This window comes from Commensalibacter intestini A911 (assembly GCF_000231445.1).
Classification (GTDB): Bacteria; Pseudomonadota; Alphaproteobacteria; order Acetobacterales; family Acetobacteraceae; genus Commensalibacter; species Commensalibacter intestini.
Genome location: NZ_AGFR01000007.1, coordinates 141336 through 157261 on the forward strand (window position 1 = coordinate 141336; position 15926 = coordinate 157261).

A 15926-nucleotide genomic window follows, 5' to 3' on the forward strand; every position below is an offset into this window, starting at 1 on the left:
GAAATGGATGAAAGAAATGAATCGTACGACCTTTAATAGCCGTACCCTACTTTGTCTTTTAAGTTTTACTCTGGTTGCTCCTTCTATGCTTGTGGACTTAATTCCTCAAGCAGAAGCAAGAGCAGGTCGAGGATCTTCAATGGGAAGTCGCGGCAGCAGAACATTCAGCGCCCCGTCTTATACCAGAAGTAGCCCAAGTGGCGCACAACCTATGCAACGGACGATGACACGCCCTCCTGCAGCGGCAACATCGGCTCCTTCTTCTAATAGTGGGATGTCTGGTGCTGCACCAGGAATGGCTGGCGGAGCAATGAACCGTCCTGTTCAACAGCAACAAAGTGGTGGGATGAGTAACTTTACAAAAGGACTCGTCGGTGGTGCTATTGGTGCCGCTGGATATCATATGTTGGCTGGTAGTAAAGAAAGCAATGCTCAACAACCAAGCAATCCAGATCAACAAGGTCAAAACACACAACAACAAGCACCACAACGTCAAGGTGGTGGCTTTATGACGTTTGTTACTCGCCTGATTATGATTGGATTAGTCATCTGGTTGGTCATGCGCTTTATTCGTAGACGTCGTGCGGCATCTAATATGGCCAATACAATGTCTGCTGGTCGTATGAATCCTGGAATGAGTGCTGGCGCGCAACCTCAACCTACACAACAAACCAATATTCAATTACAACAAGACGATTATATTGCTTTCCAACAACGCTTGACCGAAGTCCAAGATGCTTGGACAAGACAAGACCTCGGTAGTTTACAAAAAATAACAACACCAGAAATGCTTGCTTATTTTAATGAACAACTGACTGACTTAGCAAGCCGTGGACTGCATAATAGCGTTTCTAATGTACAATTCATTCAAGGCGATTTATCCGAAGCATGGGGTGAAGGAAACAGAGAATACGCAACTGTTGCAATGCGTTACTCTTTAATTGACGTTACGACTGATAATACAGGACGTGTTGTCGAAGGTAATCCAAATCAACCTGAAAATATTGCTGAATTATGGACGTTTGTCAGAGCAGCTAATAATAACTGGTGGCTATTATCCGCTATCCAGCAAGCAAACTAAAATAACAACATCATTAAACGAAAAATAAACCTCGTTTAATCAACTTATATGCAAATAAAAAACCATTCTATTTTATAATAGAATGGTTTTCTTTTATCGTAACAGAAACGACCTTAAATCAGTAATGTCGTTGTAGACAAATTGATTATAACTGAATTAACGCAAGAACATATAAAATCCCACTTAACCCAAGCAATGCAGAAAGTAATGCCATATTCCGTTTACTCTGACGGCGTTCAAATTCTTTCTGTTGTTCCATAGTTAGTGAGATTGCAATCGCTTTTGCTTGTAGTGGTTGCTTTTTCATTGTGGTTTCTTCCCTTTAAACAAAATGGTCGATAATCAAAGCAAGAAATAATAAAAATAAATAAATTAACGAAAAACGAAAAGAATGTCTGGCAGCTTTATCATTATTCAGACTTAACCCCTCTGGAGTTTGCTTTTCTAATAATACTCTAATTGCCATATAAATAAATCCAGCATTTAAAAGAATTGCAGTCCCCATATAGATATAAGAAGTATATCCGCAATAAACAGGGGATAAAGAAAATATTGCCAAAATAATAGTATAAATTAAAATCTGCCAGCGTGTATGCTTTGCCCCTTTAACCACAGGCAACATTGGAATACCAGCCCGGCCATAATCTTTACAAGCATATAAAGCAAGTGACCAAAAGTGCGGTGGTGTCCATAAAAACGTAATAGAAAATAAAATAATAGGGAATAAATCCATACTCCCCGTGACAGAAGTCCAACCTATTAACGGAGGAAATGCCCCAGCAGCACCACCAATAACGATATTCTGTGGTGTAGAGCGCTTTAACCAGATTGTATAAATCACGCTATAAAAAAAGATCGAAAACGCTAAAATCGCCGCAGTTAAAAAATTCGTTGCCAAGAACATTAAAATGACCGACAACACAGAAACGCCAATCCCATAAATCAACGCATCATCAGGATGAACTCTGCCTGCTGGTAAAGGTCTTGTAATTGTTCTTTGCATAACCAAATCAATATCACGATCATACCACATATTAATGGCACCAGCCCCACCAGAAGCCATGCAAATACAAAGAATGCTAATAAGTGCTAGAACGGGATTAATATGACCAGGTGCAAGAATAATCCCCACAACCCCCGTAAATACGACGAGTGAGATCACTCTTGGTTTTAGAAGAGAAAACCAATCTTTGACGTTACTTCCAACTACAGCAGCATCATAACGAATACGCTTTGATCCTACTGCTTCATTAGAGAGTGACTGCCCCATGAATATAAATCCTATTTTATGCGAGAAAATGCAGGGGAAGGAAGTTGCCATTCATACGTTGTTGCCCCTGCCCCCCAATAATTATTAGAAACACTGACTTTACTACACAAAGCATGCACCAAAACGACTAAGAATGTTAATAAAGACAATCCCATAAAGATCGCACCAATTAATATGGACTGACTTCCCATTGAAAACATATCTAATGTAAAGACAACACCGATACAGGTGATTGCAAAATGTAATTTGGCTAAGAATTCTGAATATTGCTTTCCAAGGATTTTCCCCATCCAAAAGTAAAACCCAGCAAATACCGCAAATAAAACCCCGTATGAGATACAAGAGTGGATTAAACCAACTTCACTCATAATCCCTTGTAATGGCCAACCAACACTTAAGAGTGCAATAAATCCAAAAGACCATAAAATTGGTGCAGGATAACGACGCTGCCCAGAGAAGAATAGTTTAAGCGCATAAATGAATAAATATAAAGATAATCCATATAACGCACAGGCATAAAAAATATGCAGCATTAAGCTTTGCTGTAAGCTAATTAAATGACTGCTAAAAATCATTTTATTCCAAGAAAGCAAGATAATAGATGGCACCAATACCATTGCCAAAATGACAGATCGCGTCTGTTTAATACTTTGATCAGAAATCGTGCTAATAATATGAAAAACTAAAGAAATTGCTGGAATAATAAGGATCATTACCATTGGATAGGCAAAACTATGCACGGTTTGCTGTATAGCGACATTTAATTGCCCAGCCCCCCAATAATCTTTAGATAACGCAGCCAGCATGACAGAGGCTGTCGGCAATAATAATGCAGATGCAATCCCTTGTCCCCAAACAAACAACGGTAAAGAAGCATAACTAACATCTAATGCTCTATGATTAATAATCGTAATCAACATATTACTTGAAAATATAATCGCTGATACTGACCAAAAAACTAAGCTAAACAAAGAAAATAATGCATTTTGTGGATATAAAAATGTAAGAAAATTACAAATGAAACCAACGAACAGACACATAAAAGAAAAAGCATTTAATCCTTTAAATGCCATATCTTTGCTTTTAATTAAAATTGGAACAAACCAAGCCCCTAGCCCTAACATTAAGGCTGGTTGCAAAACAAAAAACACCATCATTCGAGCATGCGTTTGTGGTAAATTCTGTATAAAATTAATGGTGCTAAATTGGCCTAAAACAGGAAAAAAAGCACTAAGCTGCACAAATAAAGCCGCAATACCACCGCTAATTCCAGCGAATACCGCTAAAAATAAAGCATTAATTCCAATTTTATAATGTGTCTTCATTACATATTCTATCAAACATACTCGATTAAGATATTCAGAATAAGATAATTCATATGCTGCACATAAACAATGGCAGCATATACGATTTTATCGAGGTAGATGCACCAAGGTAAATAATCCAAAAGGGTGCACAGGCTGTAAACTTGCTTTTTTCAACTCTTCAGGAGGAAGCAAAGATTCTATAGAAAAATCAGGATGCCATCCTAATGACTTTGACGCTGGAGCCATTACGCGTTCAATATAATAACGCAATCCTTTTTGTGCCAAAAAGTGATTAACAAACAGAATATGTCCGCCAGGTTTGACCACACGCTTGAGTTCTGCGAATAAACGATCAGGATGTGGAACAACAGAGGCTACAAACATACCAACCGCAATGTCAAAAGACCCATCTTCAAAATTTGTTGCCTCTGCATCCATTTCAAATAGATTCTCAACATTCAACAAATTTTGACGCTGAACCCTTTGTCGTGCTTTTTTAAGCATATCCGTGGATAAATCAATTCCAGTAATACGTTTATCTATATCATAAGAAGGAAGCGCTAATCCTGTACCGACCCCTACTTCTAATACTCTTTGCCCTGGTAAACGATTAACTTCTGCAACAGCACAACGCCGCCCAAATGAAGAAATACTTCCAAAAACTGCATCATAGACCATCGCCCATCGACGATAGGCTAACTTAACAGCATCTGCGCTTAACGCAGTATGAGGTGAAGGAGGCACGTTATTGCTCCCAATAAACTGTGAACGAATAAGATTATACAAACAAGTGTTATTAACCAAAAAAGAATAAAAATCTAGTTAGTTTTTCTTTTTTTGCGTTTAATTATAAAATGAAATGCTTTAAAACAACATTCCATAATCTATATTATGTTAAATAAAAGGCTATTTGTTGTTTATTATAAAACAAATATATACTATAAACACGCTATGAAATAAATAAATAAAACAGGTGAGTTTAGGAGAAATATTTTTTATGTGGTTATCCATTTTAAATTGGTTTTTAGCTATATTAAGTATTGGTGTCTGGGTAGGTTCCTATATTTTCTATGAAAAAGAAAAATTTATGGCATGGTTTGATAATAAGTTTGGAAAAGATGACCCTATGCCTCCGTCTCCTAAACAACAAAATGATGCTTTAAATTTAGGAGAAGGTAGCACTGTTAGCTTTAATAAGGACACTACTTCAGATAAAGAAGAGTCTTAACTACATCATTTAATATAAGATAAAATACTATCCCAAATAATTCCTGCAGAATTCATCTGATTAAAACGATCTAATTCTTGCAGGCCTGTGGGTGATGTTACATTAATTTCTGTTAAATAATCTCCTAACACATCGATTCCAACAAAGAACAACCCTTGCTCTTTCAAAGCAGGACCAATGATTTTACAAATTTCTTTGTCTCGTGGTGTTAACTCAACTTTTTGTGCGACACCTCCAACATGCATGTTAGAACGCAAGTCTCCCTTTTGCGGAACACGATTAATTGCACCAATCGGTTCACCATTCACCAAAATAACGCGCTTATCTCCTAAACGTACAGCAGGTTCATAACGTTGAATCATTAATGGTTCACGAGAAGCAGCGAATTGCATTTCTAGCAAAGAATTTAAATTCTCATCATCTTCACGAATACGGAAAACACCAATTCCACCATTGCCGTAAAGAGGTTTAATAATAATATCTTTATATTCTGCACGGAATTCACGAATAGCCTGCACATCTCTGGTAATTAATGTTGGTGGCATGATTTCTGGCCACAATGTTGCAAAAATTTTCTCTGGTGCATTACGCACAGATGCAGGGTTATTCACAACAAAAACTTTGTCCTTACCAACACCGTGGATTTGCTCCAATATATGCGTTGCTGTGATATATCCCATATCAAAAGGTGGATCTTGACGCATTAAAAGCACATCAAAATCTTTTAGCTCAACCGTCTTTTCCTCACCAAATTCTGCATGATTGCCTTGCACACGTTGAACTTTAACATTTCTGCCTCTAGCAGTAATCTTTTTAGTATTAGCGTGGCTTTTTAAACTTAGCGTATCTACGGAATAAACAAAAAGCTCATATCCTCTTGCTTGTGCCTCTAACATTAACGCAAATGTTGAATCTCCATTAATATTAACGCTTTCCAGCGGATCCATTTGTACAGCAATCTTTAACATGCTTTTATCCTCTATTGACTAATATTTTCTTTTAAGATGGATAAGAAATTTCAAGAATTTCTAAAAATTTTTCTCCAGCAGGACTTTGAAACTTCACTTCATCTCCTACTTTTGCATTCATTAACGTTCTGGCTATCGGAGAAATCAGACTAATTTGACCATTTTCAGTAATAGCTTCGTCCACCCCCACAATCGTCACTGTATATTCTTGATCATCTTCGGTAACATAAGTCACCGTCGCACCAAAATAAACTTTGTTTTTCTGAGGTTGATCTTTCGGATCGACAACAACCGCATCATCTAAGCGTTTTGATAAGAAACGAACACGCCGATCGATTTCTCTTAAACGCCTTTTCCCATAAATATAATCACCATTCTCAGAACGATCTCCATTCCCTGCAGCCCAAGAAACAATCTCTACGATTTTTGGGCGTTCTTTATAAAGTAATGTATTTAACTCTTCTTGTAAGCGGTGAAACCCTTGAGGTGTTAAATGAGTCGGTAACTTATTGGATATTGCCATAAAATACTCTCAACTAACTCACTGAAAAAGAGTAAAAAATATCGCCTTTTAAGACTTGCCCTGGTTTTAATATCGTTAACCCTCTATCTGAAATATCTGGCATATTAATTGCGTTATTCATATTGCTCGCAGGTTCTAACGTAAAATAAGGAGCACTTTCAGGGTTTGATAAAATAAGATGTTCAAAGACACGACTACTGGTAATCGTTAAGTAAGCATTTGAATATTTCCAACGAATAAACGCAAAACGATCCCATCCGGCATAACAATTATCCAAATGTTCGCTTTTACACAAAGGACGCATTTGATCAAAAGACCACCGGCCATCATTAGACATACGCCCTTGCGGCAAACCATTCTCGTCATTATTCCATAATGTTTTGGCTGAAAATCCAACCTCAACAAAGTTTCTACGAGGAAAATAAGGATGAAACCCTAACCCAACAGGCTGATTACAGCGATCTGTATTTTCAAAACGCATATAAACCGATAACCCATTTTCATATAACGTATATTTTAACTTTGCTTTATAAGAAAATGGCCATTGCTTTTTACCATCTTTAAGGGGGTCATGAACCAAAGATAATGTTGCTTTATTTTCTGCAAAACTTTCCAGATCCCATTCTCTATTCCATGCATTCCCATGGATAGAATCTTTACCATTTGCTGCATTTGGCTCTAATTGATACTTACGCCCTTCAAATTCGAATTTACCCTCTGCAATCCGATTAGAATAAGGAAGCAAAGGATAGGCTGCTATAATCTGATTTTTACACTTGGCTAGGTGAGAATTCACAACAGGGTAAAAAATAGGTGTATCTTGACACAACCAATATCCAATTGCCCCACCTAGGGCAGGATATATGCCAACCTGATTATGTCCTGCTTTAATTTCTAACATTTCTGTTCCCTAGCCTTTCTTAACTCTTTTAGATTTAGGAGCTTTTACAGAAGACTTTTTCTGTTCTTCAGACGAAACACCTATCCCTAATTCTGTTTCTTCTAGCTTTTTTATCTCATCACGTAAATGCGCAGCTTCTTCAAATTCTAAATTTGCAGCCGCAGCATGCATTCTTTTTTCTAATTCCGCAATTGTTTGTTGTAAATTTTTACCAACAAGAGAAAGATCTTCAATGGTTTTACTAGGGGAGATCGTAACATAATCTTGTTCGTAAACAGAGGCCATTAACTCACCAATTTTCTTTTTCACAGAAAATGGCGTAATTCCATGGTCAATATTCCATTGAGTCTGCTTTTCTCGCCTTCTCGCTGTTTCATCAATGGCATATTTTAAGCTCTCTGTCATTTTATCAGCATATAACAAAACACGTCCATCAACATTTCGTGCCGCACGTCCAATAGTTTGCACTAATGACGTTTTAGAACGCAAGAATCCTTCTTTATCCGCATCTAAAATCGCTACCAACTGACATTCTGGGATATCTAAGCCCTCACGAAGCAAGTTAATGCCTACCAAAACATCAAAAACACCTAAACGTAAATCTCGGATAATTTCAATTCGTTCCAATGTATCAATATCAGAGTGTAGATAACGTACTTTTATTCCAGACTCGCTCATATAATCTGTTAGTTTTTCAGACATTTTCTTAGTTAATGTCGTAACCAAAACACGCCCACCTTTTTGAATGACTTTCCGAGACTCTTCTAATAAATCATCCACTTGCAACTCAACAGGACGAACATCTGTAATCGGATCAATCAACCCAGTTGGACGAATAACTTGCTCGACAAAGACCCCTTCTGTTCTACCCATTTCCCAAGGGCCAGGTGTCGCACTCACAAAAATTGTTTGTGGACGATATGCATCCCATTCAGCAAAATTTAAAGGTCGATTATCCATACAAGAAGGCAAACGAAATCCAAAATCAGAGAGTGTTTTCTTACGTGCATAGTCTCCACGTTCCATCCCACCAATTTGAGGAACACTGACATGACTTTCATCAACAATTAACAGTGAATCTTCTGGTAAATATTCAAATAAAGTCGGTGGTGGTTCACCAGGATTACGCCCTGTTAAATAACGAGAGTAATTTTCAATCCCTTTACATAACCCTGTTGTTTCGATCATTTCTAGATCAAACTGAGTGCGTTGCTGTATTCTTTCTGCTTCGAGCAATTTACCCTCAGCAACAAATTGATCTAATCTAAGTTTCAACTCTGATTTAATGGTTTTTACAGCCTGAGTTAATGTCGGACGTGGCGTGACAAAGTGACTGTTCGCATAAACAGTAATGGCTTGTAAATCACCAGTCTTTACCCCTGTCAAAGGATCAAACTCATCAATTTCTTCGACCTCATCACCAAACAAATGTACGCGCCAAGCACGATCTGCATTTTGCACAGGGAAAATATCAATCGTTTCGCCACGAACCCTAAACGTTCCGCGCTGAAATCCTAAATCATTGCGTCGATATTGTTGCTCAACAAGCCCTTTGATAAGCAAATCACGATTAATCTCAGCCCCGACCTCAACCTTAACGACCATTTTTGAATAAGATTCTGGAGAACCAATACCGTAAATACAAGAAACAGAGCCGACAATAATCACATCGTTACGCTCTAACAAAGCTTGCGTTGCAGAGTGACGCATACGATCAATTTGTTCGTTAATTTGGCTGTCTTTTTCAATGTAAGTATCAGAGCGTGCAATATAGGCTTCTGGCTGATAATAATCATAATAGCTAACAAAATATTCTACTGCATTATTTGGAAAAAACTCTTTCATTTCTCCATATAATTGTGCGGCCAATGTTTTATTCGGTGCTAAAATTAATGTTGGCTTTTGAACCGTTTCAATGACTTTTGCCATTGTAAAGGTTTTACCAGAACCTGTTACCCCTAATAAAACCTGATCCCGTTCGCCCTCATTAATCCCATTTGACAAAGCTTTAATCGCTGTGGGTTGATCTCCAGAAGGCTCAAATTCAGACACAACCTGAAAATGTTTCACTTTAGGTTTGGCAGGAATCTTTTCAGGGTGGAAAATAACTTTATAATCAGCCGCGTTTGTTTTTTTCATGGAATTCAAATTATAATATTAAAAGCATATTTTACTACTATAATTTAAATCTCTCCTTAATCAAATATATAGATTTATTTAAAAGAAATAACTTAAACAAAAGGCATGATGTTTTTCATAGCACGATCAATATATTCCTCTTTTTCTGTAATAGGTGCCACGTAATGCAAAGCATTTTTAGCCGCCTCAACACCTTCAAAACGAGCAATAATCCAAGCTGCCAAATAGACTGATGATAAACACCCCCCTGATGTTGCAACATTTCCCTCTGCATAAAACGGTTGATTTAATACCGTAATCCCTTCTTCTTCTACCCAAGGTTTTGTCGTTAAATCAGTGCAAGCCTTTTTACTTTTTAATAACCCTAGTTTAGATAAAAGCAATGTTCCTGAACATTGTGATACTAATAATTGTTTGTCAGCATCCAGTTTAAATTGGCTCATAATGCTATGATCTTCTGCAATTTCACGAGTTTTCATCCCACTACCAAAAACCACAGCATCAGCATGATTAACCTCAGTCAAAGAAATATGAGATTCAACAACAAGACCTTTCATTGAACGAACATGAGCGCGATCACTGGCAATGGACACTCTCCAGTCTGGCTTTTTAATACGGTTAAGTATCCCAAAGGCAATAAAAGAGTCTAACTCGTTATATTCGTCAAAAGTAAGAATAGCGATATGCATGATTTGCTCTCTGTATAAATGTAATTATTTTTTTTCAATATCGTATTTTAATGTAAACGTTATGATTTAAAAGAAAATATTAGTAATCATTAAACAAGATACTCCATCAAAAATAACTCATCACCATATGAATAGTATATTGAATATATTACCAATATAATATTCACCTCTTTTTGCATCTTAATTTAATTACCAGTTAACCTTTTCCTTTTTTAATAATCTATATTAAGATAAATTCTTTAAGAGATTTATTTAAATAACGATTAGGAATATCATGTTTTCTCTAGATCATTTTATGTATACTGCCCCCAATCAAACGGGTTCTGGAAGCAAGAGTGATGAACAACTTCCTTCTTGGGACTTGTCTGATCTTTATCCTTCCCCTGACAGTCCAGAGTTGAAAAATGATCTGGATAGAGCTCGTTCAAAAGTTGAAATATTTGCGACCAATTGGCAAGGCAATCTGGAAAATGCTTCTGGCCAAGAAATTGCAATGGCCATTGATCTTTATCAAGAAGTCAGTGAAATATTAGGGCGTATTGGCTCTTATGCTCAACTTATTTTTGCAACAGATTCAACAGATGCAAAGAACGCTCAATTTTATCAATATATTAATGAACAAATTACCAGCATCAGCACAAAAACCCTTTTCTTTACGCTGGAACTAAACCGTATTTCTGAAGAAAGTATGCAAGAAAAACTAGAAAATTCTGCATTACTTGCTTGGAAACCATTCTTAGACAGTATCCGCGTTTTCCGTCCCTATCAGCTAAGTGACGAAGTCGAAAAAGTCTTACACGAAAAATCTGTTACTGGGCGCACTGCTTGGTCAAGATTATATGATGAAACCTTGGCCTCTATGCAAGTCACCGTGCAAGATGAACAAGTTACTTTGGGAGAAGCCTTAAATAAACTTTCTTCCAATGAGCGTCTAGTCAGAGAAAATGCAGCCAAAGGATTGGGGGAAAGCTTCAATAGTAACTTACGCCTTTTCTCTTTGATTACAAATACGCTTGCCAAAGATAAACATATCACCGATGAATGGCGCAAATTCCCTCGTGTGGATTCAGAACGTAACTGCGACAACATGATCGAAGATGAGGTGGTTGATGCGCTTGTTAATGCCGTTACAGAGGATTACCAACGTCTTTCCCATCGTTATTTCCGTTTAAAAGCCAAATGGTTAGGACTGGAAAAGTTACAACATTGGGATCGTAATGCCCCTTTACCTGATGATAATGACCAAATCATTCCTTGGGAAAAAGCGAAAGAAATCGTTCATACCGCTTATCATGAATTTAACCCAGAAATGGGCGATATGATTAAAGAATTCCTAGACAAACCTTGGATTGACGCGACTTTACGTCCAGGAAAATCTTCTGGTGCTTTTGCACACCCTACCGTTCCAGAAGTTCACCCTTATATTTTATTGAACTATCATGGACGCAATCGTGATGTCATGACTTTAGCCCATGAACTTGGACATGGTATTCACCAAATTTTGGCCGCTGATCAAGGATATATTCAATCCAATACACCTTTAACTTTGGCTGAAACCGCCAGTGTTTTTGGTGAAATGTTAACCTTCCAAAGCTTGCTACGTAATCAAAAAACACCAGAGCAACGTCGTATCATGTTAAGTCGTAAGGTCGAAGACATGTTAAATACGGTTGTGCGTCAAATTGCCTTTTACCAGTTTGAACGCAAAGTTCATGAAGCTCGTCAAACCAATGAACTTTTACCTGAGCAAATAGGACAATTCTGGATAGAAACACAACAAGCAAGCCTTGGGCCTGCTTTTGAATTTACGCCTGAATATCAATCTTATTGGACATATATCCCTCACTTTATTCATTCTCCATTTTACGTCTATGCTTATGCATTCGGAGATTGCTTGGTGAATGCCCTTTACAAAGTCTATCAAGATGGTCATGAAAATTTCCAAGAGAAATATATAGAGATGCTCAAAGCAGGTGGAACAAAAAAACATAAAGAGCTCTTAGCTCCATTTGGACTAGATGCTTCTGACCCTGCATTCTGGCGTAAAGGACTGGATGTCATTTCTCAATTTATCGACGAATTGGAACAAGCATAGTCATGGAAAGAGATGACGATTTAGATAAAACCAGCTTATTTGGTGGCATGAGACGCATGATTAAATCCACAACTGCCGTGGGTGGAATTGCTGCACGATTAGCTGGTCAAAAAATGGGAATTCCTGTTAATAAATCTGCACATGCTGAAGAGCTAAAAAATATCCTCGGCGGGCTGAAGGGCCCCATGATGAAAGTTGCTCAGCTCATCAGCACCATTCCAAATGTGCTGCCCGATGAGTATGCCGATGAGTTAGCACAATTGCAATCTAATGCACCACCAATGGGTTGGTCCTTTGTGCGTCGTCGCATGAAAACAGAGCTAGGCGCAAACTGGGAAAGTAACTTTTCCTCTTTCTCTCAAGAAGCCGCTGCAGCCGCTAGTTTAGGGCAAGTGCATAAAGCTACCCTTCCCGATGGCTGTCAAGTCGCCTGTAAGCTACAATATCCGGATATGGCGAGCACTGTTGAATCCGATTTAAAACAACTACGCCTATTAATTTCATTATATCACCGTTTAGATAATGCAATTAAACAAGATGAAGTTTATAAAGAGCTCGTTACTCGCCTGAAAGAAGAATTAGATTATAAAAGAGAAGCCGCAAACTTACGCTTATTCTCTTTAATGTTAAAAGAAAACAAACGTACTGTTGTTCCTAATATGGTTGAAGAACTCTCTACCGAACGTCTATTAACAATGGATTGGGTTGAGGGGAAAAGCTTAAGCTATATGATTAAAAATGGACTAGACCAAGCCCATCGCAATGATATTGCTCGCTCTTTATTCTGTTCTTGGTATATCCCTTTTTACCAATATGGGGTTATTCATGGCGACCCACATATGGGTAATTTTTTAATCAATAAAGACAATCATTTATGCTTGTTAGACTTTGGCTCTATTCGTGTGTTCCAAGGGAAATTCGTTAAAGGCGTCATTGATCTGTGCAAAGCAATTGAAACTCATGATGATGAGCTGGCACATCATGCTTATACAGCATGGGGCTTTAAAAATATTTCCAAAGAAACAATGGATATCCTAAACGAGTGGGCTCGTTTCTTATATGCACCTTTAACTCAAGATAAAGAACGTTCTATTCAAGATGATAGCGATCCTGATTTAGGACGTAAACTCGCAGCAAAAGTGCATAAAGGACTACAACAAACAGGTGGCATTACCCCACCACGTGAATTTGTTTTAGTTGACCGATCTGCAATTGGATTAGGCAGCCTCTTTACTCGTCTTGGTGCAAAATTAAACTGGCATCACTTATTTCAAGAACTAATTGCAAATTTTGATGCTGATAAACTCGATCAGAGCCAAGCAAAAGCTATGAAAACAGCAAAAGTGCCACCTCCTTTAGAGTAAAATATACTCGTAGCTTAAGTTTTATATACATACGGAATAATGATCTCTGATCTTATTCCGTAACTTTTATTCCCCATAAAATAAAAATATGATAAGCAAAAATCAAATTGAAATAAATTTAAAATCTAATGATAAAAATCAAGTTTTAAAGACCTTACTTTATCTGACTTTTAATATAGATGATTTTAAATGGGCTCAGAAAATGTGTTTAGATACAATAAACACCTCTGCTGATGAAGATGTTATTGGGTTAGCAATTACCTGTATTGGACATATTGCCAGAATATATAAAAAAATTGATACTGCTCTTGTTACCCCTGTCCTTGAAAGAAAACGCCAAGACATCAGATTTTCAGGACGAGTAGAAGATGCCTTGGATGATATAACAATATTTGTAAAAAATAATTCTTACCATTGAAACCTAAATGCCCCTATGACCAACAAACCCTCCTTCAGATATGATATTAATGGCCTCAGAGCTCTGGCTGTTATCGCAGTTTTAATCTTTCACTATAATCATTCCCTATTACAAGGTGGGTTTACTGGGGTTGATGTTTTCTTTGTCATCTCTGGATACTTGATGACCTCTATTATTTTACGAGGATTAAATAATAACTCTTTTTCTTTGCTTCAATTCTATAAAGCTCGTGCAGAGCGTATTATCCCTGCTCTCTTAATTATTTGCCTGATATTAGCATGCATAGGTTATGTGTTCTTTGAACCAATGACATATAAATTAGTGGGCAAACATATTACCTCAAGCTTACTATTTATTTCTGATATTACTTTTTATAATGAAGCAGGATATTTTGATGTTGATTCACAATATAAATTCTTACTACATACATGGTCTTTATCCGTGGAATGGCAGTTTTATATAATATATCCAATATCACTCATTATTCTGCATCGTTTCTTTAGCAAACCCTTGCTTAAAGTAACTATTCTTTCTACTGCCATTATCAGTTTTATTCTAAGTATTTATTTTATCAGCTTCAACCCAACTTTTGCATTTTATATGTTACCTACCCGTATGTGGGAATTACTTATCGGTAGTTTGGCATTTTTATATCCAATAACTCTATCAAAAAACAAAACAATAATAATTGAAGTCCTAGGTCTTATAATCATTATCACCTCTTTTATTTGGATATATGATACTGCACCATGGTCTGGATATTTACTCTTTATCCCTGTCTTTGGGGCTTACTTATGTATTATCGCTAATAATCAAAAAACACCACTACAGAATATAATTGTCCAAAAAATTGGTCTTATTTCCTATTCTCTTTATCTAATACATTGGCCCATTATTGTTTTCTATAAAACGTTAAATATCCCCTTACATTTTTATATATATTTACTTCTCACTTTTACACTTTCTCTATCCCTATATTTCTTTATTGAACGAAAAAGAAATTATAAATATAAAATGATTTGTCTCTATATACTCTTACTTGCTTGCGGATATTTTATTTCTATTAATGGAATAGGTCATAGGGTTCAAAATCCAACTTACCGAGTAGATTATAAGAACTTTTTCCTACAATATTATGGCGGCATGAACATTCCAACCAATGCCAAAATTACTCATTTTAACAATGATAACCACTCTCCTTCTTTTATCTTAACTGGAGATAGTCATGCCAGGCAATATGGCCATTATTTAGTCAACCAACATATTAATTTTATAGGTCTGTTTGATGATGGTTGCATTGCAATGCCTGATTGGTATATCGATGCTATGCAAAGTCCTCATGATAAAACAATTTGCCCTGGCACCTATAAGAAGCTGCAAAAATTATTACAAGAATATCCAACAACTAATCTCGTTCTGATTATGCGATGGGATATTTATAATAACTCGTCTCCAATCTATCATGACGCTAATGCAACACATAAACAAAACACGTTTTTTGAATCTCTTCCCCATGAAATTGAACAGCTTGTTAAAATTGGAGGAAATCAAAGACAATACTTTATTGTGGGTCAAGCATTTGAAAACTATGAAGAAGAAAATATTTTCCAATGCTATGCAAAACAACAACTTTACTTTTTCAAAAAAATTATACCACTCTCTTGTAAAAATCGCGTCATTCAAAACAGCAATTCAGCTACTAAATTATTAAAAAAAATAGCCGCACAATATCAAAACGTTCATTTTATCGACCCAACCCAAGTATTATGTCACAATAATCAATGCTCTTTAGTTGATAAAAATTATAATCCTATTTTATCCGATATAGACCATTTATCAATTTACGGAGCCAAGATTGCAGGAAAATATATTTTAGATATAATTAACTCTGTGAAATAAAATATATCTTTATTTAATCACTATATCTTCATATTTTATTCACA

General features: G+C 36.6%; 15 protein-coding genes. 6 read left to right on the forward strand and 9 right to left on the reverse strand.

All coding sequences use genetic code 11. The features are described 5' to 3' along the window. Positions 1–16 precede the first annotated feature (16 nt). Positions 17–1081: a Tim44 domain-containing protein gene (locus CIN_RS05795; RefSeq protein ID WP_050798365.1), complete on the forward strand. Its 1065-nt coding sequence runs from the start codon at positions 17–19 to the stop codon at positions 1079–1081. A 145-nt stretch (positions 1082–1226) separates the two neighbouring features. Here the strand turns inward: CIN_RS05795 and CIN_RS11885 are convergent, their stop codons facing one another. From CIN_RS11885 to CIN_RS05810, 4 genes are all read right to left on the reverse strand, one after another. Further along, a complete protein-coding gene (locus CIN_RS11885; RefSeq protein ID WP_008854128.1) occupies positions 1227–1388 on the reverse strand; it encodes a hypothetical protein in 162 nt (53 codons plus the stop codon). A 15-nt stretch (positions 1389–1403) separates the two neighbouring features. Further along, positions 1404–2351 (reverse strand): heme o synthase, encoded by a 948-nt coding sequence (gene cyoE / locus CIN_RS05800; protein WP_008854129.1) that lies wholly within the window; start codon positions 2349–2351, stop codon positions 1404–1406. Between the two features lie 11 nt (positions 2352–2362). Beyond that, positions 2363–3676 (reverse strand): cbb3-type cytochrome c oxidase subunit I, encoded by a 1314-nt coding sequence (locus CIN_RS05805; RefSeq protein ID WP_008854130.1) that lies wholly within the window; start codon positions 3674–3676, stop codon positions 2363–2365. An 87-nt stretch (positions 3677–3763) separates the two neighbouring features. After that, complete coding sequence (locus CIN_RS05810; RefSeq protein ID WP_008854131.1) at positions 3764–4402, reverse strand: class I SAM-dependent methyltransferase; 639 nt, start codon at positions 4400–4402, stop codon at positions 3764–3766. A 253-nt stretch (positions 4403–4655) separates the two neighbouring features. On the opposite strand from CIN_RS05810, the gene CIN_RS05815 reads away from it, so the two are divergent. Further along, entirely contained in the window at positions 4656–4886 is a 231-nt protein-coding gene (locus tag CIN_RS05815; protein ID WP_008854132.1) for a hypothetical protein, read from the forward strand. Positions 4887–4891: 5 nt separating this feature from the next. On the opposite strand, the gene gshB is transcribed toward CIN_RS05815, so the two are convergent. From gshB to CIN_RS05840, 5 genes are all read right to left on the reverse strand, one after another. Then, positions 4892–5854: a glutathione synthase gene (gshB, locus tag CIN_RS05820; protein WP_008854133.1), complete on the reverse strand. Its 963-nt coding sequence runs from the start codon at positions 5852–5854 to the stop codon at positions 4892–4894. 31 nt (positions 5855–5885) lie between these two features. After that, a complete protein-coding gene (gene greB / locus CIN_RS05825) occupies positions 5886–6377 on the reverse strand; it encodes a transcription elongation factor GreB (protein WP_008854134.1) in 492 nt (163 codons plus the stop codon). Between the two features lie 13 nt (positions 6378–6390). Then, positions 6391–7278, reverse strand: a complete 888-nt coding sequence (locus CIN_RS05830) for an aldose 1-epimerase (RefSeq protein ID WP_008854135.1) — start codon at positions 7276–7278, stop codon at positions 6391–6393. 9 nt (positions 7279–7287) lie between these two features. Continuing rightward, entirely contained in the window at positions 7288–9417 is a 2130-nt protein-coding gene (gene uvrB, locus CIN_RS05835; RefSeq protein ID WP_008854136.1) for an excinuclease ABC subunit UvrB, read from the reverse strand. 92 nt (positions 9418–9509) lie between these two features. Continuing rightward, positions 9510–10106, reverse strand: a complete 597-nt coding sequence (locus CIN_RS05840; RefSeq protein WP_040364022.1) for a DJ-1/PfpI family protein — start codon at positions 10104–10106, stop codon at positions 9510–9512. A gap of 274 nt (positions 10107–10380) precedes the next feature. Between CIN_RS05840 and CIN_RS05845 the strand changes: the two genes are divergently transcribed. From CIN_RS05845 to CIN_RS11410, 4 genes are all read left to right on the forward strand, one after another. Next, a complete protein-coding gene (locus tag CIN_RS05845; RefSeq protein WP_139016957.1) occupies positions 10381–12201 on the forward strand; it encodes a M3 family oligoendopeptidase in 1821 nt (606 codons plus the stop codon). 2 nt (positions 12202–12203) lie between these two features. Beyond that, on the forward strand, positions 12204–13565 hold the full coding sequence (locus tag CIN_RS05850; protein ID WP_008854139.1) for an ABC1 kinase family protein: 1362 nt from the start codon (positions 12204–12206) through the stop codon (positions 13563–13565). A gap of 88 nt (positions 13566–13653) precedes the next feature. Beyond that, positions 13654–13983 (forward strand): hypothetical protein, encoded by a 330-nt coding sequence (locus tag CIN_RS05855; protein ID WP_040364023.1) that lies wholly within the window; start codon positions 13654–13656, stop codon positions 13981–13983. Between the two features lie 15 nt (positions 13984–13998). Further along, a complete protein-coding gene (locus CIN_RS11410; RefSeq protein ID WP_008854141.1) occupies positions 13999–15882 on the forward strand; it encodes an acyltransferase family protein in 1884 nt (627 codons plus the stop codon). Positions 15883–15926: the final 44 nt, after the last annotated feature.

Bases quoted from the DNA above. Each gene is read 5' to 3' on its own strand.
- CIN_RS05840 (WP_040364022.1), bottom strand. From the start codon at position 10,106: ATGCATATCGCTATTCTTACTTTTGACGAATATAACGAGTTAGACTCT.
- CIN_RS05855 (WP_040364023.1), top strand. From the start codon at position 13,654: ATGATAAGCAAAAATCAAATTGAAATAAATTTAAAATCTAATGATAAA.
- CIN_RS11410 (WP_008854141.1), top strand. From the start codon at position 13,999: ATGACCAACAAACCCTCCTTCAGATATGATATTAATGGCCTCAGAGCT.
- cyoE (WP_008854129.1), bottom strand. From the start codon at position 2,351: ATGGGGCAGTCACTCTCTAATGAAGCAGTAGGATCAAAGCGTATTCGT.
- CIN_RS11885 (WP_008854128.1), bottom strand. From the start codon at position 1,388: ATGAAAAAGCAACCACTACAAGCAAAAGCGATTGCAATCTCACTAACT.
- CIN_RS05805 (WP_008854130.1), bottom strand. From the start codon at position 3,676: ATGAAGACACATTATAAAATTGGAATTAATGCTTTATTTTTAGCGGTA.
- CIN_RS05850 (WP_008854139.1), top strand. From the start codon at position 12,204: ATGGAAAGAGATGACGATTTAGATAAAACCAGCTTATTTGGTGGCATG.
- greB (WP_008854134.1), bottom strand. From the start codon at position 6,377: ATGGCAATATCCAATAAGTTACCGACTCATTTAACACCTCAAGGGTTT.
- CIN_RS05795 (WP_050798365.1), top strand. From the start codon at position 17: ATGAATCGTACGACCTTTAATAGCCGTACCCTACTTTGTCTTTTAAGT.
- CIN_RS05845 (WP_139016957.1), top strand. From the start codon at position 10,381: ATGTTTTCTCTAGATCATTTTATGTATACTGCCCCCAATCAAACGGGT.
- CIN_RS05830 (WP_008854135.1), bottom strand. From the start codon at position 7,278: ATGTTAGAAATTAAAGCAGGACATAATCAGGTTGGCATATATCCTGCC.
- gshB (WP_008854133.1), bottom strand. From the start codon at position 5,854: ATGTTAAAGATTGCTGTACAAATGGATCCGCTGGAAAGCGTTAATATT.
- uvrB (WP_008854136.1), bottom strand. From the start codon at position 9,417: ATGAAAAAAACAAACGCGGCTGATTATAAAGTTATTTTCCACCCTGAA.
- CIN_RS05815 (WP_008854132.1), top strand. From the start codon at position 4,656: ATGTGGTTATCCATTTTAAATTGGTTTTTAGCTATATTAAGTATTGGT.